This is a genomic window from Mesorhizobium sp. CA5 (genome assembly GCF_020165105.1).
In the GTDB taxonomy this organism is placed as follows: domain Bacteria; phylum Pseudomonadota; class Alphaproteobacteria; order Rhizobiales; family Rhizobiaceae; genus Mesorhizobium.
On the sequence record NZ_JAIUHJ010000035.1, the window covers coordinates 11,880 to 28,875 of the forward strand.

Here is a 16,996-nt window from a genome sequence, read left to right on the forward strand (position 1 = left end):
GTCACGAATAAAATGCGCCCTGGAAATACTGAACCCGCTCTTACTATGGCGAAGCACATTAAGATTTAACCGCCACCGCCCTGGCAAGCGGATTCTCCTCGCAATATTAGCAATTGGCTATCGGCGTTGTTGACGACCGGAAGATCGAGCCACCGCAAGGAATGCAGGTCGCTACAATTAAATCGCTGCTGGATGAGGCGGGCACATTCGGACGGCATCAGCCGGCTGGTGTCGAGCTCAAGGTCGTAGGCGACACCTCGGTGCACGCGTTCGAATTGCCAGCGTGCAAGTCCGGGCAGTCGGTCTGCACGCCGGCTTTCGCGCGTTTCGAGCACCTCTTGCGGCCCCCTGTCCTGGCGTTGCGTCACCGATTGCGCAACACCACGCAGGCGCCGCCGACGCTTTGCAGCTTGGTGCAGATGCCGTTGGCCTCGCCACGCGAGTCGGCGCCGATCCTGACCGCATAGATGCCGCGGCGGCCGATCGGCGTGCGCACCCGGCTCACCACCGGATCACGGCTGGCGAGCAAGGCCGGGAACCGGCTTTTGACCCTCAGCCATTGGCCGATCGCCGCCGAGCGGCGGAAGTTGCCCGCCACCTGCACGCCCCACGGCTTGACGTTGATCGAGGCCATGGCGACGGTCCGCGACATGATCACCGGCAGTCTGCGGCAGGCAAGCGCGAAGCTCATCTTCGGGTCGAGCGGCTGGACGGTGCCGGCATAGGACCTGTCCGAGAACTTGTCGACGGGCTCGCCCATGACGTCGAAGACATAGCTTTCCGTCTCCATCGGCAGGAAGCCGCCCGAGGCGAGCCAGCGCGACACGCGGTTCTCGCCGGCATTGTAGGCCGCGGCCGCGAGCCCGAGATTGCCATAGCTGACCTTCATCTCGGCGAGATATTTCGCCGAGGCCGGGATGGCCTGCCCGATGTCGAAGGGATCGGCGAGCCCGCGCATCTTCGCGGTGCCCGGCATGAATTGCGCGATGCCTTCGGCGCCGACCGGGCTCACCGCGCCCGGATCGAAGCGGCTCTCCTTCCAGATCAGCCGGGCGAAGAAATCCTTGGGCAGGCCGTTCTGTTGGGCCTGGGTCTCGATCAGATCGCAGACGCGGGAAATCAGGCGCTTGGCGGCCGACTTCGACTGCGGCGGATCGGCGAATGCCTGGGCGGCCGGGATCAGCACGAAAAACAAGAGCAGCGTTGCCTTTAGGAAACGCCGCATCGGTTCATTCCGCGGCGGCTTTGCCGTGTCCGTACCGCTGCTCGATATAGTCGCCGACCATCTTCTCGAAATCCTGCGCGATCGAGGGCCCGCGCAGCGTAGCAGCCTTCTTGCCGTCGATGAAGACAGGCGCCGTCGGCGTCTCGCCGGTGCCGGGCAGCGATATGCCGATATCGGCGTGCTTGGATTCGCCGGGACCATTGACGATGCAGCCCATCACCGCGACCTTGAGGTTCTCGACGCCGGGATATTTCTCGCGCCACACCGGCATGTTCTTGCGGATATCGGCCTGGATGCTCTGGGCAAGTTCCTGGAACACGGTGGATGTGGTGCGGCCGCAGCCGGGGCAGGCCGCGACGATAGGCACGAACTGCCGGAAGCCCATGGTCTGCAGAAGTTCTTGCGACACCTGCACCTCGCGCGTGCGGTCGCCATTCGGCTCCGGCGTCAGCGAGATGCGGATCGTGTCGCCGATGCCCTGCTGCAAGAGGATGCCCATCGCGGCGGAAGAAGCGACGATGCCCTTGGTGCCCATGCCGGCTTCGGTGAGGCCCAGATGCAGCGCATGATCGGAGCGGGTGGCAAGCTCGGTGTAGACGGCGATCAGGTCCTGCACACCGCTGACCTTGGCCGACAGGATGATCTTTTCGCGGCCAAGCCCGATCTCTTCCGCCATCTCGGCCGACAGGATCGCCGACTGTACGATCGCCTCGCGCGTGACTTCCTGCGCGGTGAGCGGCGAGCCCTTCGCCTGGTTGTCGTCCATCAGCCGGGTCAAAAGCTCCTGGTCGAGCGATCCCCAATTGACGCCGATGCGTACCGGTTTGTCATATCTGATCGCCATCTCGACGATCGCGGCGAACTGGCGGTCCTTCTTGTCCTTGAAGCCGACATTGCCCGGATTGATGCGGTATTTGGCCAGCGCTTCGGCGCAGGCCGGATGATCGGCGAGCAGCTTGTGCCCGATATAGTGGAAGTCGCCGACCAGCGGCACATCGATGCCGAGCCGCAACAGCCGCTCATGGATGCGCGGAACCGCCGCCGCGCTCTCGTCGCGGTCGACCGTGATGCGCACGATCTCGGAGCCGGCACGATGCAGCGCCGCGACCTGGGCGACGGTCTGGTCGACATCGGCGGTATCGGTGTTGGTCATCGATTGCACGACGACCGGCGCGCCGCCGCCGACCATCACGCCGCCGACCGGTACGCCGACCGACCGGCGACGCGGGAAGGGAGAAGAAAAATATCCGGTCATGCCGGCCGCCTTCATTTGGGAGTTCCGGCATGAGGTGGCGGAGCAAAGATGGCTTGTCAATGGCAAGCGACGGGCCAGCCTGCAAATCGGCTAGAGCCGTGCGAAAAATAATAACCCGACCGACCGCAAGATTTGCGGCCGAGCTTTCCGTCGATTTCAGTTAAAAGCACCGGCCCGGTGGCATTTCTTGCCACCGGAAATTCACCGCGGCGGGTTGCGATGATGGTGCCTGGAAGAGCTTCAGTGTGTCGTCGGACTAGCTTTCAGCTTTTCAATCTCGTCCTTGATTGCCAGCTTGCGCCGCTTGAGATTCACGATTTCGAGGTCGTCGACCGACGGATGGTTCATCGCATCGGTGAGCTCGCGCTCGATGTCACCGTGTTTCCGCTGCAACTCATCAAGATGGGATGCAAGAGACATGAATGGTTCTCCCTTTCATGGTTTCCTCGATTGCAGCCGTCGCAGGAGCCTCCACCGCAGGTTGCGACTGTGACGGCACCATGACAGTTTGCCACCAACCGATCTCGATGTCGAATGCCACGTGGTAGCATTCCACGACAAAGTGAAATGTGGTAAGGGCTGCGCGCCGGTCACAAACCCGCAAGTCACGGCCCCGCCCAAACAGCCCGATTGGGCGATGCATACGCAGACGGTAGATAATGTCCGAACAGGAACAGGCTGAAATACGCCTCGAATATTCCCGGCTCAAACAAGAACACGCCGATTTCGACGCCGCCATCAACGCGATGATCGCCACCGGCTGCGACCCGCTTCAGATCCAGCGCATGAAGAAGAAGAAGCTGATGCTGAAGGACCGGCTGTCGGCGCTGGAAGACCGCATCATTCCCGACATCATTGCCTGAGCGGATCGCCCCGCGCCGTCAAGAGATCGATAGCCGTGCCGCGCGTTCGCGCAGCAGCGCGAGAAGTTCGCCGGTCCGTTCTTCGGACGTGTCGATCGGCACCACAAGGCACATGGTCGCTTCGACCTTGCCTGGCGCAGAGAACACCGGCGCCGCAAGGCATTTGGTGTATGCATCGACCAGGCCTGACGTGACGCAATAGCCGGTGACGCGCGCCCGCGCGATATCGTCGATGAAATCATCGAGTTCGAGCTTGCGGCCGTCCGGCAGCACGAGGTCGTCTCGCGTGACCATCGCTTCGATCCCGCCGCGGTCGAGGCCGGCAAGCAGTAGCCGGCCGGAAGCAGTCCAAGGCAGCGGAATCTGCAGGCCGGTGGCCGAACTGATGCGGAACGGCCTGGTGCCCGGGCTCGAATGGACGATCGTGTAGCGGCCGCTCTGCAGCATGCAGAGCTCGGAGGTCTCGCCGGTCTCGCGCGACAGCGTGTCGACCTCCTGGCGGCCGCGCCTGAGCAGGTCGTTGCCGCGCATATAAGCCATTCCATAGAGATAGAGCTTCTTGCCGAAATAGACGCGGTTGCCGTCGCCAGCCATTTCCAGCAGCCCGGCTTCGACCAGCTCGCGCACCAGTGTATAGGTCGTCGAGCGCGGCGCATTGAGCCCTTTGGCCAGGTCGCCGATGCCGATCGCACGCTGGTTGGCGTGCAGGAATTCCAGGATGTTCAAGGCCCTGTTGAGCCCCTTCTCGCGCGAGCCCGCCGGCCGCTCTTCATCCGCACCGTCGCTTGGCCACTCGGTCAGCGTTTCACTCTCTTGCATTGTCGATTCCTAGTGCTAGTATCTGTCTTGTACAGGATACACACGTCTCTTGTAAGAGACAATCGCTGATTGCGACGGGTATCTCTGCTGCATTGGGGAACACACCATCAAAGGAGGTCGCCGTGAACGACACATCCGGCAGACGTGATTTTCTGAAACTGGGAATGGCGGGCCTGGCCACCGCCGGCGCGCTCACCGCCATCAGCGCCGAGAAGGCCGCGGCGCAAGCCGCGTCCGACAGCGTCCTGCGCACTGCGCTCGATCGCGGCAAGCTGATCGTCGGCACCGGCAGCACCAACGCGCCGTGGCATTTCGAAAACGATGCCGGCGAGCTGGTCGGTATGGACATCACCATGGGCCGCATCCTTGCCAAGGGCCTCTTCGACGACCCGACCAAGGTCGAGTTCGTCATGCAGGATCCGGCGCAGCGTATTCCGAACGTGACGACCAACAAGGTCGACATCACCATCCAGTTCATGACCATGACGGCGCAGCGCTCGCAGCTGATCCACTTCTCGCGGCCATATTACGTTGAAGGCGTCGCGCTGCTGACTTTGCCCGGCTCCGAGAACAAGACCTTCGACAAGCTCCTGGCGAACGGTTCCGCCACGCGCATCTCGATCCTGCAGAATGTCGACGCCGAAAGCTCGGTGCATTTTGCCCTGCCGCAGGCGCAGGTGCTGCAGATCGATACCCAGGCGAACGTTCTGCAGGCGTTGGAGTCCAAGCGCGCCGATGCCGCCGCTGTCGATCTGTCGACGGTGCGCTGGCTCGCCTCGCGCAATCCCGACAAGTATTTCGACGCCGGCAAGAGCTGGTACTCGATGCTTTACGGCGCTGCGGTCCGGCAAGGCGACCTCGACTGGCTGACCTTCGTCAACCAGACCTTCACCATCGCCATGTTCGGCCATGAGACGGCGCTCTACGATGCCGCCTTCAAGGAATATTTCGGTCAGGAGCCGCCGCCGCGCCATCCGGGCTTCCCGGTCATCTGACGCGCCACACGACCAACCGGCGGAAGGGCGGGGCAACCGTTCTTCCGCCTGTTCTCCTCACACCGGCCCATGCGAATGATGAATGCTATGTTCACCGCGGGCCATTGAGACGGACGCATGGGCTATACGCTCAATTTCAACCTGATCTGGCGGCATTTCGACAAGCTATGGGGCGGCCTGCTGCTCAGCCTCGAGCTTGCCGTGATCTCGATCGCCATCGGCATCGTCATCGGCTTGGTGCTGGCCGTCTGGTATGTCTCGGCCGGACGCGTGGTGCGCGCCATCATCGCCGCCTATGTCGAATTCATCCGCAACGTACCGCTGATCCTGCTGGTCTATTTGGTCTTCTACGGCCTGCCGACGGTCGTCGACCTTGCCTACAGCGCCCCTACCTCGTTTGTCCTGACGCTATCGGTCTATAGCGGCGCCTATCTCGTCGAGGTGTTCCGCTCAGGCCTGGAAGCGGTGCCGCGCGGTCAGCTCGACGCCGGCAAGGCGATCGGCCTTACTCCATGGCAGCGCCTGATCCACGTTCGCCTGCCGACGATGCTGCGCATCACGCTGCCGGCACTGTCCAACACCTTCATCTCCCTGTTCAAGGACACCTCGATCGCCTCGGTGATCTCGGTCCCCGAGCTCACCTACGGCGCCCAGTGGATCAACTTCAACACCTTCCGCATCGTCGAGGTCTATCTGGTGACGACGGCGATGTATCTGGTGACCGGCTACACCTTGCTGTTTGCGCTGCGGCTGGTCGAACGCCGATTCAGGGCGGCGCGCTGAGATGCTGAGCCAGATCCTCTACGCCCTGCCGTTCCTTGCCGAAGGCTTCGCCGTGACCTTATGGGTCTCGCTGCTGGTCGTGGTCCTGTCCTTGGTCGCAGGGGTCCTGCTGGGCGTCGGCCTGGTCTATGGGCCAGCGCCGCTGCGTTGGGCAGTGCGCATCTTCTCGGACACCATCCGCGGCATCCCGATCCTCGTGCTGATGTTCTTCGTCTATTACGGCCTGCCCGCGGTCGGCGTGCACCTTCAGTCCTTCTGGGCGGCGGTGCTGGCGCTGACCTTGTTCAAGACGGCGCAGGTCGTCGAATATCTGCGCGGCGCCGTCGCCTCGATCCCGAAAGGCCAGTCGGAAGCGGCGATGGCGATCGGCCTCACCTTCCGCCAGCGCCTCACCTCGGTGATCTTCCCGCAGGCTTTCCGCCGCTTCCTGCCGCCCTGGATCAACGGCGTCACCGATGCCGTGAAGGGCAGTGCGCTGGTTTCGCTGCTCGGCATCACCGATCTGATGCAGGCGATCAACCAGGTCATCGGCCGCACCTATGAGGCGATGCCGCTCTATATCCTCGGCGCTCTCATCTATTTCGCCGTCAATTATGCGCTTTCCTATGCCAGCCGGCGGCTGGAACGGCGCTTCGCTTTCATCCGGGATTAAGTGATGGCCAGTTCGAACGACAACCCAGCGCTTCTCGACATTGCCGAGGTCTCGAAATCCTTCGGCTCGGTCAGTGTGCTGCGCTCGGTCAGCTTGCAGGTGGCGAAGGGCGAGGTGGTGACCATCATCGGCCCTTCGGGCAGCGGCAAGACCACGCTGCTGCGCTGCGTCAACTTCCTCGAAAGCTATGACAGCGGCTCGATTCGCATCGACGGCAAGGAGGTCGGCTTTCGCGACGGCGGCGCGCGCCAGCGGCGCAGCGAACGCGATTTGGCCGCGATGCGCGCCGAGACCGGCATGGTGTTCCAGAGCTTCAACCTCTTCCCGCATCTGACCGCCGCCGGCAACATTATGCTCGGCCTGACCAAGGTGCGCGGCAAGAGCAAGACGGAGGCGCGCTCGATCGCTGAGCATTGGCTGAGCCGCGTCGGCCTCGCCCACAAGGCAGACAGCCTGCCCGCCGAACTTTCGGGTGGCCAGCAGCAGCGAGTCGGCATTGCCCGCGCAGTCGCCATGGAGCCCAAAATCCTGCTGCTCGACGAGATCACCTCGGCGCTCGACCCGGAGCTCGTCGGAGAGGTGCTGGCGGTGGTCCGCAGCCTCGCCGAAGACGGCATGACCATGGTGATGGTCACGCACGAGATGGCCTTCGCCCGCGATGCCTCCAGCCGCATCGTCTTCATGGCCGATGGCGGTGTCTCGGCCGTCGGTCCGCCGAAAGAAGTGCTCGCGGCGGAAACGACCAACGAGCGCCTCCGCGCATTTCTGGCGCGTTTCCGCGCCTCGCATTTCTGAAAGCGGATGGCCTCGGCCATCCAGGGAGTACCCTTCCATGTCGCCTTACATACGGCTCGCCGAGCTTGGCCTTACGTTGCCGGAGCCGCCGACGCCCATCGCCAATTTCGTCACCCATGCCGAGAGCGGCCGGCTGATCTTTCTTTCGGGACAGGGGCCGCTGCGTGCCGACGGCACGCTTTGCACCGGCAAGGTCGGCGATGACGTGACCGTGGATCAGGCCTATGAGCATGCCCGCCTCACCGGCCTCAATCTGCTCGCCGTCATGCATGCCGCGGCGGGCGATCTCGGCCGCATCGTGCGCGTCGTCAAGCTGCTCGGCTTCGTCAATGCCACACCGACCTTCAGCGACCACCCCAAAGTGGTCAACGGCTGCTCGGATCTCTTCGCCGATGTTTTCGACAAGCTTGGCGGCCATGCTCGCTCGGCCATCGGCGTCGGCTCGCTGCCGCGAAACATCACTGTCGAAATCGAAGCGGTCGTGGAGATCGCCGCCTGACTTAACGGAGTCCACTCACATGAAGACCTATTCCGACGCCGGCTCCAACACCACCATCCGCGAGCGGCTGGGCTTGAGGCCAATCATCAATGTCTCGGGCACGATGACGGCGCTGGGTGCCTCGATCATCGTTCCCGAAGCGATCAGCGCCATGGCCGAGATCGCCTCGCAATGGGTGGAGATGGACGATTTGCAGCGCGCCGCGAGCGCGGTGGTCGCACGCCTCACCGGCGGCGAGGCCGGCTTCATCACCGCCTGCTGCGCCTCGGGCATCACCATGGCCATCGCCGGCGCAATGACAGGCACCAATCTTCTCGCGATCGAACGCCTGCCGGACGACACCGAAGGGCTGAAGTCCGAGGTCGTCATCCAGCTCGGCCACATCGTCAACTATGGCGCGCCCATCGACCAGTCGTTCCGCGTCGCCGGCGCCAAGGTCATTCCGGCGGGCACCGTCAGCGTCACCCAGGACTATCACGTGCGCGAAGCGATCAATGAGCGCACGGCGGCGGCTCTCTACGTCGTTGCCCACCATACGGTGCAATACGGCATGCTCTCGCTGGAGGAATTCTGCGAGATTTGCCATGCCAAGAACATTCCAGTGATCGTTGACGCCGCGTCCGAATATGACCTGCGCAGCTTCCTGGCGCGCGGGGCCGACATCGTCGTTTATAGCGGCCACAAATTCCTTTCGGGCCCGACCAGCGGCATCGTCACCGGCCGCAAGGACCTGGTACGCGCCGCTTATCTGCAGAACCGCGGCGTTGCGCGCGCCATGAAGGTCGGCAAGGAAAGCATTGCCGGTACCATGGCGGCGCTCGACGCCTGGGAGAAACGCGACCATGCCGGCATCCGCCGGCGCGAGGAGGCGGCGCTCAATCTGTGGAAGGATTCACTTCAAGGCATTCCCGGCATCGGCGCTGAGATCATTCCCGACCCGACGAACAATCCTCTCGACCGCCTGCAGGTGTTCGTGCGTCCGGAAAGCCGCTTCACCGCCGCCGGCCTGGCTTCCGCTTTGGCCGCCGGCTCGCCGCCGGTGATCGTCCGCAACCACGAGGTCGAGCGCGGCCACTTCTTCCTCGACCCCTGCAATTTGCATCCCGGCGAGGCGGAGATCGTCGCCGAGCAGCTGCGCGCCGTGTTGACGGCCAAGGAGCGTCCGGCCGATGCGATGAAAATCGCGCGCAAGGACTCTTCGGGCTCTTTGCGTTGGCCGGACTAGCTCGGTGCGCATTCGCCACATCCTTGCGGCTGTCGGCGAATTCCGCTAAGGCGCGCCTTTGCCGCCGGGAGCGAAGCCTTGACCGATCAGCGTGCCGACGTCGCCATCATCATGGGCAGCCAGTCCGACTGGGCGACGATGCGCCAGGCGGCGGAAACGCTGGAGGCGCTGGGTATCCCGCACAAGCGGCTGATCGTCTCTGCGCACCGTACCCCCGACCGCCTCTATGAATTCGCCAAGGGCGCCAAGGCGGCCGGCTACAAGGTGATCATCGCCGGCGCCGGCGGAGCGGCGCATCTGCCCGGCATGACGGCGGCGATGACGCCGCTGCCCGTCTTCGGCGTTCCGGTGGAATCCAAGGCGCTTTCGGGCCAGGACTCGCTGCTCTCCATCGTGCAGATGCCGGCCGGCATCCCGGTCGGCACTTTGGCGATCGGCAAGGCGGGCGCCGCCAATGCAGCGCTTCTCGCAGCGGCGGTGCTGGCGCTGAACGACGATAAGCTCGCTGCCCGGCTCGACGCCTGGCGCGCGGCGCAGACCGCCAAGGTCGCCGCCGAGCCGACGGACACGCCGTGAGTCTGGCGCCCGGATCGACCATCGGCATCATCGGCGGCGGCCAGCTTGGCCGTATGCTGGCGATGGCTGCGGCGCGGCTCGGCTACCGTGTCGTTGTGCTGGAACCGCAGGCCGACTGCCCGGCCGCGCAGGTCGCCAACCGACAGATCGTCGCCGCCTATGACGATCCGGCGGCGCTCGCCGATCTGGCCAGCGCCAGCGCCGTCGTCACTTACGAATTCGAGAACGTCCCGGTCGCCGCGGCGCAAACGCTGGCTGCAACGGTCCCCGTCTATCCGCCGGCCCGCGCGCTCGAAGTCGCGCAGGACCGCCTCACCGAAAAGAGCTTTCTCAACGGCATCGGCATCCCGACGGCGGAGTTCTGTCCGGTCGACAATGACGATCAACTGACCGAGGCCATCAAAACGTTCAACGGCAGCGGCGTGCTGAAGACCCGCCGCATGGGCTATGACGGCAAGGGCCAGCGCGTCTTCCGCAATATGCAGACCGGCGGCTTTGCCGGCACCTGCGAGGCGATGGGCAATGTGCCGCTGATCCTGGAATCGCTGGTCGCCTTCGAGCGCGAGATTTCGGTGATCGCCGCGCGTGGGCTGGACGGCTCGGTCGCCGTCTTCGATCCGGCCGAAAACGTCCACCGCGAAGGCATATTGCGCAGCTCCACTTTGCCGGCGGCCATTCGTCCGGGGACGGAAGCCGCCGCCAAGGAGGCAGCCGCGAAAATCCTTTCCGCGCTCGGCTATGTCGGCGTCATCGGCGTCGAGTTCTTCGTGCTGGCCGACGGCGCGCTTCTGGCCAATGAACTGGCACCGCGCGTGCACAATTCCGGCCACTGGACCGAGGCCGCCTGCGTCGTCTCGCAGTTCGAGCAGCATATCCGCGCCGTCGCCGGCCTGCCGCTGGGTTCGCCCGCCCGGCATTTTGACTGCGTGATGGAAAACCTGATCGGCGACGACATGCTGAAAGTGCCGGCGCTGGTGGCTGAGCCCGACCTGATGTTGCATCTCTACGGCAAGGCCGAGTCGCGCCCCGGCCGCAAGATGGGCCATTTCACTCGTCTCATCAGGTCGCAATAACGCCCTATTGCATATCCTGATCGTCGCCCGCGTCCGAGCCGGCGCAACTCGGATCGCTCAGCTTGCAGCTGGCGTCGGAGGTCAACTGCTTTATGCGATCATTGGTCAGCGTCGTCAGGCACTCCGAAACCTCCATCGGGTGAATGGAGCCGCCCTCGCTCTCGGCAGTCGCATAGGCGCATTCGGCGTCGCGAAAGGCGATCCAGGCGCGTTGCAGCAGCTTATTCGAGGCCTGATCGTTGCTGCCGACGATGTTCTTGTAGGCAGCGTTGAGCTTGGCATCGGCCGCCTGATAGTCGGCATCGGCGCAAATATTCAGCATCGACTGGCTGTCGTCATTGCGGTCGCAGTCCTCGGCAAAGGCTGCCGGAGCCGTCGCGAGCAAGGCAAGACAGGCAGGCAAAAGCAGGCGACGCATGTGCAATCTCCGGTCGTTTCGGCGAGACCGCACCATCCCAGCCGCCCTTGAGTCGCGCAATGCCGTGCTGCCGGATGGCGAATATTTGATCTGCCGGCCCACTTGTGGCATTCGGGGCGCGCACACGTGGTTGACACGGGCAAGGCACCTCGTTTATGAGCCACGCAAGTTCCAAGGCGCGCTTTTTCCGGGCGCGCCTTTTAAAATTCGGCCCGGGACGGGCCCTGACCGAACAGGCAAAACCATGAAGATCAAGAATTCGCTCAAGGCGCTCAAGGCGCGTCACCGCGACAACCGGCTGGTTCGCCGCAAGGGACGCATCTACATCATCAACAAGACCGCTCCGCGCTACAAGGCGCGCCAGGGCTGAGACTTGAGCGCAGCTTGCTGTCGCTTGCTGCGCGGCGCCCACGGCGCGCTGATGTCGAATGCCGGTTCGCCGGCGCTCTCACGCTAAAATCGCTTTGACGATCCGCCGTCCGGGACTAGATTCCGACGATGCGGATTCGTTTTGCATTTTTCGCCGCCCTTATGCTCTCCGGCACAGTTTTGCCTGCAGGGGCAGAAACGGTGCCCGGCGCGCTACCGCCAGATGCCGCGCCACCCGCCACAACACCGCCACCCGCCGCTCCGACCAGGCAGGGCCGCCTCGACCAGCTCTTCGCTGAGTTGAAGCGCGAGCGCAATGAAAAGGCCGCCGAGCGCATCGCCGGCCGCATCTGGAACGAGTGGAACCAGTCGGGCAGTGCCTCGATCGACCTGATGATGCAATGGGCGCAAAAGGCGACGGAAGACCAGAAATTCGACGTCGCCCTCGACTTCCTCGACCAGGTCGTGACCTTGCAGCCCGACTATGCCGAAGGCTGGAACCGCCGCGCCACCGTCCATTTCATGATGAAGAATTACGGGAAGTCGATGGCCGACATCGACCGTACCCTGGAGCTCGAGCCGCGCCATTTCGGCGCGCTCTCTGGCCTCGCTCAGATCATGGCCGAAACCGGCCACAAGCAGTCGGCGCTGGAGGCCTGGCAAAAGGTGCTGGCGATCTACCCGATGATGCGCAGCGCCCAGAACCAGGTCTCGACGCTCTCGGAAGAGCTGGCCGGCGAGGGGATTTAGGCAGTAGGAATTGGGCAATAGGAAAGGGAGCAACCTACTGCCTACTGCCTACTGCCTACTGCCTACTGCCTACTGCCTACTGCCTACTGCCTACTGCCTACTGCCTACTGCCCTACTGCCCTACTCCCCTATTCCCCTCATGAATCTCATCTGCGCCGCCCTCCTCTTCCTCGTCGCTCTCCTCTTTGCCTTCGCCGGCGTCACCCGCGCCGGCGTCTGGCTGGTCGAGCGACGCAGCCCGCCTGCCGGCGCGTTCGCCGAGATCGATGGCGCGCGCATCCATTATGTCCATATCCCGGCGCCCGCCGGCGCCGAGCTGCCGCCGGTCGTCTTCATCCATGGCGCCAGCGCCAATCTCAAGGACCAGATGCTGCCGCTGAGGCCCCTGCTCGAGGGTCGCGCCGAAATGCTGTTCCTGGACCGCCCGGGGCTCGGCTGGTCGGAGCGCGGAGGCAATGAGACGTTGGCGAAGCAGGCGGATACCATTGCCGCGCTGATGGACCGGCTGGGAATCCGCGACGCAGTCATCGTCGCCCATTCCTTCGGCGGCGCGATCACCACGGCCTTCGCCCGTCAGCATCCGGAAAAAACGCTTGGCCTCGTCTTCCTTTCGCCCGCCACGCATCCCTGGCCGGGTGGCGCGACCGCCTGGTACTACAAGCTCACGGCCACGCCGGCGATCGGCTGGCTGTTTTCCGAAACGCTCGCCTACCCGGCCGGCATGCTGCAGATCGGCGGCGCGACGTCTTGCGTCTTCTCGCCGAACGCTGTGCCGGACTCCTATGTCGACAATGCCTCGATCCCGCTGGTGCTGCGGCCGTCCGCCTTCCGCGCCAACGCCCGCGATGTCGCCCAGCTCTACGACTATGTCCGCGCCGCCTCGCCTGGCTATCGCGAGATCAAGGCGCCGACGGTCGTCATCTCGGGCGATCGCGACAAGGTGGTCTATGCCACAATCCATTCCGTCGGCCTGGAACGCGACATTCCCGGCGCCGAGCTGGTCTGGATCCACAATCTCGGCCACAAGCCGGACTGGGTCGCGCCCGACCTCGTGGTCGGTGCCATTGCGAACGTGGCCGGCGCGCCGGTCGATCTCCAGGTGCTGGCGAAAACCGTGGAAGGCCGGATCGCCGGCGATGCGCAAGGTGCCGGTAGCTGTCCTGAGCTCCGGGTGCCAGACGCAGAACTCGCGCCGGGCTGAACTCGGAGGTTCAAGCACCAAGGGCGTGTTGAGATTCGGGTCAGGCCGGCCTCACCCGAATATCGACTACGCCCTAGTGAGTCTCCGACCCCACGTAGGCAATCCGCAGCATATTGGTCGAGCCGGGCGTCCTCAGCGGCACGCCGGCCGTGATAATGACGCGGTCGCCCGGCTTGCCGAAGCCTTCTTCCAGCGCGATGCGGCAGGCCCGGTCGACCATGTCGTCGAGGTCGGTCGCGTCTGGCGAGACGACGCAATGCGTGCCCCACAAGAGCGACAGCCGGCGCGCCGTGTTGACGATCGGCGACAACGCCACGATCGGCACCTGCGGGCGCTCGCGCGCGGCGCGCAGACCGGTGGTGCCCGACGCGGTGTAGGAGATGATCGCCGACAGTTTCAGCGTCTCGGCGATCTCGCGCGCGGCCAGCGAGATGGCGTCGGCGCCGGTGGCTTCCGGCTCCGAGCGCTGCGCATTGATGATGCCGGCATAGGTCGGGTCGGTTTCGACCTTGGTGGCAATGCGGTTCATCATGGCGACCGCCTCGACCGGATAGGCGCCGGCCGCGGATTCGGCCGAAAGCATGATCGCGTCCGCGCCTTCGAAGACGGCGATCGACACGTCGGAGACCTCGGCGCGGGTCGGCACGGGCGCGGTGATCATCGATTCCAGCATCTGCGTGGCGATCACCACCGGCTTGCCGGCGCGGCGCGCCGCGCGCGTGATCTGCTTTTGGATGCCAGGCACGGCTTCCAGCGGCATCTCGACGCCTAGATCGCCGCGGGCGACCATCAGCGCGTCGGAGAGCTCGATGATCTCGGGGAGCCGGGCCACCGCCTGCGGCTTCTCGATCTTGGCCATGATCAGCGCGCGGCCGCGCGCGATCTTGCGGGCCTCCGCAAGGTCCTCCGGCCGCTGCACGAACGACAGCGCCACCCAGTCGACGCCGGTGGCAAGCACCGCGTCGAGATCGGCGCGGTCCTTCTCGGTCAGCGCGCCGACCGGCAGATCGGTGTCGGGCAGGCTGACGCCCTTCTTGTCGGAAATGCCCGAGCCGGCGACGACCGTGCAGGTGATCGACTTGCCGTCGCTCTTCAGCGCCTTCAGCTCCAGCTTGCCGTCGTCGATCAAAAGACGGTGACCGGCCTCGACCGAGCTCAGGATTTCGGGATGCGGCAGATACACCCGCTTCGACGTGCCGGCTTCGGGATTATCGTCGAGCGTGAAAGTCTGGCCGACAGCCAGCGCTTCCTTGACGTTGGCGAACTTGCCGACCCTGAGCTTCGGGCCCTGCAGGTCGGCCAGGATGCCGATCGGCCGGCCGACGGCCGCCTCGACGGCGCGGATGCGGCCGACCAGCGTGCGCATCAGCTCGTGATCGGTATGGCTCATATTGATGCGGAAGACATCGGCGCCCGCTTCGAAGAGCTTTCTCAGCATCTCCTCGGAGGAGGAAGCCGGACCGATGGTGGCGAGGATCTTGACCTTGCGGCTACGTCTCATTGACTGTTTGTTCCCGGAGCGGGGGTCGCTGGCGCGCCTCCCGTTGCGGGCTCGTCGGTCAGCTGGACCATCCAGCTGGCCTGCTCGCCCGTGTCATATTCCTGAAATCCGGCGCGTTGGAAGCCCCGGGCGACGCAATCATTCACGCCGGCTATCTTGAACTCTTTTTCGGCGACGCACATGTTGATCGGGCCGTCCCAGCGCCCGCCACGTTCGGCGTCTTCTGCATAAAGATAGTAAAACCTTGATGACAGCGGACCCTCGATCAGCGTCTTGCAGGTCGATCCTTCGATGTGCCACCAGCCCTCGGTGATCCAGCCGGCCTTGGCGCGATAGCCGATGCCGACGCCCACCAGATTTTGCGTCGCGTTGCAAACGCGGAAGTCGGCCCGGGCCGGCGAGGTCGCGGCTATCGCGAAAAAACCCGCGCCGACGATCAGCAACGGCACGGCCAGGCGCTTGCGCAACCGACCGGCAAAACCCATCGCAGATCCCCTTGCGAACCACATTTGCATCTCTCGAAGCCCTTTTCAGCAAACTCCGGGCGCATGTCAACGCGCCGTTTTGTTCAATTCCAATCGATTTAGAAGGGCCCGTCGCGCAAATTCTCCCTCGGTCGGGGATTTTTTGCGGAAACCTTGGCCAAACAACGGCATTGCGCCGGCGTCCTCTTCGTGGAATGACGATAGCACATCGCAGCCGCCATCCCCTTTTCAGCCGATGACCCGATCCACAGTTTTCACGCCGTTCGACATAGTCGAGGGCGACCGCAAGAAAGGCGTCGTGCTTCTCGCCGACCACGCCCGCCGCGATCTCCCCGACGAATACGGCAGTCTCGGCTTGCCGGCGTCCGAATTCGACCGTCACATCGCCTATGACATCGGCGTCGAGACGGTGACGCGCGAGCTCGCCGCTGCGCTTGACGTGCCGGCGGTGCTTGCCGGTTTCTCGCGGCTGCTGATCGATCCCAACCGAGGCGAGGATGACCCAACCATGATCCGCCAGCTCTATGACGGGACCGTGGTGCCGGGAAACTATCCGATTGCCCGGGAGGAGCGCGAGCGCCGGCTCGACCGTTTCTACCGGCCCTATCACGACGCCGTCGGGGCGATGATCGCCTCCGTCGCCCATGCTTCGGGCAAGGCGCCGTTCATCCTCTCCGTGCATTCCTTCACGCCGGCGATGCAGGGTTTTGTCCGCCCCTGGCATGTCGGCGTCCTGTGGGACCGAGACGACCGCGTGGCGCGGCCGCTGATCGACATGCTGGCCGAGGACAAGTCCCTCGTCGTCGGCGACAACGAACCCTATGACGGCGCGCTGCGCGGCGACACCATGTTCCGCCACGCCATCGTCAACGGCTACGCACATGCTCTGATCGAAATCCGTCAGGACCTGATTGCCGACCGCGCCGGCGCCTTGGCCTGGGCCGAACGCTTGGCGCCGATCGTTGACGCCATCGACCGGCGCCCCGATATTCATCAGGTGAAAATGTTCGGCTCGCGCACCGGACCTGTGTGACGAGACCGACGGCGGAGTTCCCCATGACCGAGCTCAACGACGACCAGAAACGCGATTTCGAGGCAGCCGCGTTCCGCCGGCTGGTGGCGCATCTGCGCGAGCGCGGCGATGTCCAGAACATCGACCTGATGAACCTCGCCGGCTTCTGCCGCAACTGCCTATCCAACTGGTATCGCGAAGCCGCCGAAGCCGAAGGTGTGGCATTGTCGAAAGACGCTGCGCGCGAGATCATTTACGGTATGCCCTATGCCGAATGGCAGGCGCTCAACCAGACCGAGGCGTCGGAAGCCAAAAAGGCCGAGTTCGAGGCGCGGCGGCCAAAGGATCACTAAGCGGCCTTGTATGGCTCGTCGCTGCGGCTTCGTCATTCTAGGGCGGAGCAAGGAGCGAAGCGACGCGCGCAGACCCTGGAATCCTGTGTGTTGGTTCTGGTGTATGGTTGAAGTGGGAAGGAGACCGAATGAATCCTGGTCGTCCTT

At 64.2% G+C, this 16,996-nt stretch carries 22 protein-coding genes; 14 read left to right on the forward strand and 8 right to left on the reverse strand.

All coding sequences use genetic code 11. From position 1 onward, the window contains the following. Positions 1-65 precede the first annotated feature (65 nt). The 4 genes from LB529_RS28205 to LB529_RS28220 form a co-directional block, all read right to left on the reverse strand. Positions 66-368, reverse strand: coding sequence for a phosphotransferase-like protein (locus LB529_RS28205; protein WP_224712913.1), 303 nt, complete (start codon positions 366-368; stop codon positions 66-68). Further along, entirely contained in the window at positions 365-1,225 is an 861-nt protein-coding gene (locus LB529_RS28210) for a lytic transglycosylase domain-containing protein (protein WP_224602251.1), read from the reverse strand. The genes LB529_RS28205 and LB529_RS28210 overlap by 4 nt, the downstream gene beginning before the upstream one ends. A gap of 4 nt (positions 1,226-1,229) precedes the next feature. Next, positions 1,230-2,480, reverse strand: a complete 1,251-nt coding sequence (gene ispG / locus LB529_RS28215) for a flavodoxin-dependent (E)-4-hydroxy-3-methylbut-2-enyl-diphosphate synthase (RefSeq protein ID WP_224712914.1) — start codon at positions 2,478-2,480, stop codon at positions 1,230-1,232. Positions 2,481-2,720: 240 nt separating this feature from the next. Beyond that, positions 2,721-2,900, reverse strand: a complete 180-nt coding sequence (locus tag LB529_RS28220) for a YdcH family protein (RefSeq protein WP_042641511.1) — start codon at positions 2,898-2,900, stop codon at positions 2,721-2,723. Positions 2,901-3,139: 239 nt separating this feature from the next. Here LB529_RS28220 and LB529_RS28225 point away from each other — a divergent pair, with 239 nt between their 5' ends. Beyond that, a complete protein-coding gene (locus LB529_RS28225) occupies positions 3,140-3,343 on the forward strand; it encodes a YdcH family protein (protein ID WP_040985243.1) in 204 nt (67 codons plus the stop codon). Positions 3,344-3,361: 18 nt separating this feature from the next. Here the strand turns inward: LB529_RS28225 and LB529_RS28230 are convergent, their stop codons facing one another. Then, positions 3,362-4,162, reverse strand: a complete 801-nt coding sequence (locus LB529_RS28230; RefSeq protein WP_224633409.1) for an IclR family transcriptional regulator — start codon at positions 4,160-4,162, stop codon at positions 3,362-3,364. A 164-nt stretch (positions 4,163-4,326) separates the two neighbouring features. Between LB529_RS28230 and LB529_RS28235 the strand changes: the two genes are divergently transcribed. From LB529_RS28235 to LB529_RS28270, 8 genes are all read left to right on the forward strand, one after another. Next, entirely contained in the window at positions 4,327-5,157 is an 831-nt protein-coding gene (locus LB529_RS28235) for a transporter substrate-binding domain-containing protein (RefSeq protein WP_210200001.1), read from the forward strand. A gap of 117 nt (positions 5,158-5,274) precedes the next feature. After that, on the forward strand, positions 5,275-5,940 hold the full coding sequence (locus LB529_RS28240; RefSeq protein ID WP_140841553.1) for an amino acid ABC transporter permease: 666 nt from the start codon (positions 5,275-5,277) through the stop codon (positions 5,938-5,940). 1 nt (position 5,941) lies between these two features. After that, positions 5,942-6,592, forward strand: a complete 651-nt coding sequence (locus tag LB529_RS28245; protein WP_140841555.1) for an amino acid ABC transporter permease — start codon at positions 5,942-5,944, stop codon at positions 6,590-6,592. 3 nt (positions 6,593-6,595) lie between these two features. Then, positions 6,596-7,387 carry an amino acid ABC transporter ATP-binding protein gene (locus tag LB529_RS28250; RefSeq protein WP_224545559.1) on the forward strand — a complete coding sequence of 264 codons (792 nt, stop codon included), beginning with the start codon at positions 6,596-6,598 and terminating at the stop codon, positions 7,385-7,387. A 37-nt stretch (positions 7,388-7,424) separates the two neighbouring features. After that, positions 7,425-7,886 carry a RidA family protein gene (locus LB529_RS28255; RefSeq protein WP_140841559.1) on the forward strand — a complete coding sequence of 154 codons (462 nt, stop codon included), beginning with the start codon at positions 7,425-7,427 and terminating at the stop codon, positions 7,884-7,886. Positions 7,887-7,905: 19 nt separating this feature from the next. After that, positions 7,906-9,111, forward strand: coding sequence for an aminotransferase class V-fold PLP-dependent enzyme (locus LB529_RS28260; protein ID WP_224712915.1), 1,206 nt, complete (start codon positions 7,906-7,908; stop codon positions 9,109-9,111). A 78-nt stretch (positions 9,112-9,189) separates the two neighbouring features. Then, positions 9,190-9,687 carry a 5-(carboxyamino)imidazole ribonucleotide mutase gene (gene purE / locus LB529_RS28265; protein ID WP_140841567.1) on the forward strand — a complete coding sequence of 166 codons (498 nt, stop codon included), beginning with the start codon at positions 9,190-9,192 and terminating at the stop codon, positions 9,685-9,687. Beyond that, positions 9,684-10,760 carry a 5-(carboxyamino)imidazole ribonucleotide synthase gene (locus LB529_RS28270; protein ID WP_224602243.1) on the forward strand — a complete coding sequence of 359 codons (1,077 nt, stop codon included), beginning with the start codon at positions 9,684-9,686 and terminating at the stop codon, positions 10,758-10,760. The genes purE and LB529_RS28270 overlap by 4 nt, the downstream gene beginning before the upstream one ends. 4 nt (positions 10,761-10,764) lie before the next feature. Here LB529_RS28270 and LB529_RS28275 read toward each other — a convergent pair whose 3' ends face one another. Continuing rightward, complete coding sequence (locus LB529_RS28275) at positions 10,765-11,178, reverse strand: lysozyme inhibitor LprI family protein (RefSeq protein WP_224712916.1); 414 nt, start codon at positions 11,176-11,178, stop codon at positions 10,765-10,767. Between the two features lie 244 nt (positions 11,179-11,422). On the opposite strand from LB529_RS28275, the gene ykgO reads away from it, so the two are divergent. The 3 genes from ykgO to LB529_RS28290 all read left to right on the forward strand — a co-directional run bounded on the left by ykgO (position 11,423) and on the right by LB529_RS28290 (position 13,498). Continuing rightward, on the forward strand, positions 11,423-11,548 hold the full coding sequence (gene ykgO, locus LB529_RS28280; RefSeq protein WP_040974291.1) for a type B 50S ribosomal protein L36: 126 nt from the start codon (positions 11,423-11,425) through the stop codon (positions 11,546-11,548). 128 nt (positions 11,549-11,676) lie between these two features. After that, positions 11,677-12,297: a tetratricopeptide repeat protein gene (locus tag LB529_RS28285; RefSeq protein ID WP_224532590.1), complete on the forward strand. Its 621-nt coding sequence runs from the start codon at positions 11,677-11,679 to the stop codon at positions 12,295-12,297. Positions 12,298-12,436: 139 nt separating this feature from the next. Then, on the forward strand, positions 12,437-13,498 hold the full coding sequence (locus LB529_RS28290) for an alpha/beta fold hydrolase (protein WP_224712917.1): 1,062 nt from the start codon (positions 12,437-12,439) through the stop codon (positions 13,496-13,498). 73 nt (positions 13,499-13,571) lie between these two features. Here the strand turns inward: LB529_RS28290 and pyk are convergent, their stop codons facing one another. Next, the gene (gene pyk, locus LB529_RS28295; RefSeq protein ID WP_095767318.1) at positions 13,572-14,999 is read right to left on the reverse strand and encodes a pyruvate kinase; all 1,428 of its coding nucleotides are present in this window, start codon (positions 14,997-14,999) and stop codon (positions 13,572-13,574) included. Beyond that, positions 14,996-15,484, reverse strand: a complete 489-nt coding sequence (locus LB529_RS28300; protein ID WP_095767317.1) for a DUF1036 domain-containing protein — start codon at positions 15,482-15,484, stop codon at positions 14,996-14,998. The genes pyk and LB529_RS28300 overlap by 4 nt, the downstream gene beginning before the upstream one ends. Positions 15,485-15,719: 235 nt before the next feature. Here LB529_RS28300 and LB529_RS28305 point away from each other — a divergent pair, with 235 nt between their 5' ends. Together LB529_RS28305 and LB529_RS28310 are read left to right on the forward strand one after the other, a co-directional pair. Continuing rightward, a complete protein-coding gene (locus LB529_RS28305) occupies positions 15,720-16,517 on the forward strand; it encodes an N-formylglutamate amidohydrolase (RefSeq protein WP_095767316.1) in 798 nt (265 codons plus the stop codon). A 23-nt stretch (positions 16,518-16,540) separates the two neighbouring features. Continuing rightward, positions 16,541-16,849 carry a DUF1244 domain-containing protein gene (locus LB529_RS28310; protein ID WP_095767315.1) on the forward strand — a complete coding sequence of 103 codons (309 nt, stop codon included), beginning with the start codon at positions 16,541-16,543 and terminating at the stop codon, positions 16,847-16,849. Positions 16,850-16,996: the final 147 nt, after the last annotated feature.

What these genes read in the sequence shown, in the direction of transcription:
- LB529_RS28210 (WP_224602251.1), bottom strand. Translation starts at nt 1,225, where the DNA reads ATGCGGCGTTTCCTAAAGGCAACGCTGCTCTTGTTTTTCGTGCTGATC.
- ispG (WP_224712914.1), bottom strand. Translation starts at nt 2,480, where the DNA reads ATGACCGGATATTTTTCTTCTCCCTTCCCGCGTCGCCGGTCGGTCGGC.
- LB529_RS28220 (WP_042641511.1), bottom strand. Translation starts at nt 2,900, where the DNA reads ATGTCTCTTGCATCCCATCTTGATGAGTTGCAGCGGAAACACGGTGAC.
- LB529_RS28225 (WP_040985243.1), top strand. Translation starts at nt 3,140, where the DNA reads ATGTCCGAACAGGAACAGGCTGAAATACGCCTCGAATATTCCCGGCTC.
- LB529_RS28230 (WP_224633409.1), bottom strand. Translation starts at nt 4,162, where the DNA reads ATGCAAGAGAGTGAAACGCTGACCGAGTGGCCAAGCGACGGTGCGGAT.
- LB529_RS28235 (WP_210200001.1), top strand. Translation starts at nt 4,327, where the DNA reads ATGGCGGGCCTGGCCACCGCCGGCGCGCTCACCGCCATCAGCGCCGAG.
- LB529_RS28240 (WP_140841553.1), top strand. Translation starts at nt 5,275, where the DNA reads ATGGGCTATACGCTCAATTTCAACCTGATCTGGCGGCATTTCGACAAG.
- LB529_RS28245 (WP_140841555.1), top strand. Translation starts at nt 5,942, where the DNA reads ATGCTGAGCCAGATCCTCTACGCCCTGCCGTTCCTTGCCGAAGGCTTC.
- LB529_RS28250 (WP_224545559.1), top strand. Translation starts at nt 6,596, where the DNA reads ATGGCCAGTTCGAACGACAACCCAGCGCTTCTCGACATTGCCGAGGTC.
- LB529_RS28255 (WP_140841559.1), top strand. Translation starts at nt 7,425, where the DNA reads ATGTCGCCTTACATACGGCTCGCCGAGCTTGGCCTTACGTTGCCGGAG.
- LB529_RS28260 (WP_224712915.1), top strand. Translation starts at nt 7,906, where the DNA reads ATGAAGACCTATTCCGACGCCGGCTCCAACACCACCATCCGCGAGCGG.
- LB529_RS28275 (WP_224712916.1), bottom strand. Translation starts at nt 11,178, where the DNA reads ATGCGTCGCCTGCTTTTGCCTGCCTGTCTTGCCTTGCTCGCGACGGCT.
- ykgO (WP_040974291.1), top strand. Translation starts at nt 11,423, where the DNA reads ATGAAGATCAAGAATTCGCTCAAGGCGCTCAAGGCGCGTCACCGCGAC.
- LB529_RS28285 (WP_224532590.1), top strand. Translation starts at nt 11,677, where the DNA reads ATGCGGATTCGTTTTGCATTTTTCGCCGCCCTTATGCTCTCCGGCACA.
- LB529_RS28290 (WP_224712917.1), top strand. Translation starts at nt 12,437, where the DNA reads ATGAATCTCATCTGCGCCGCCCTCCTCTTCCTCGTCGCTCTCCTCTTT.
- pyk (WP_095767318.1), bottom strand. Translation starts at nt 14,999, where the DNA reads ATGAGACGTAGCCGCAAGGTCAAGATCCTCGCCACCATCGGTCCGGCT.
- LB529_RS28300 (WP_095767317.1), bottom strand. Translation starts at nt 15,484, where the DNA reads ATGGGTTTTGCCGGTCGGTTGCGCAAGCGCCTGGCCGTGCCGTTGCTG.
- LB529_RS28305 (WP_095767316.1), top strand. Translation starts at nt 15,720, where the DNA reads ATGACCCGATCCACAGTTTTCACGCCGTTCGACATAGTCGAGGGCGAC.
- LB529_RS28310 (WP_095767315.1), top strand. Translation starts at nt 16,541, where the DNA reads ATGACCGAGCTCAACGACGACCAGAAACGCGATTTCGAGGCAGCCGCG.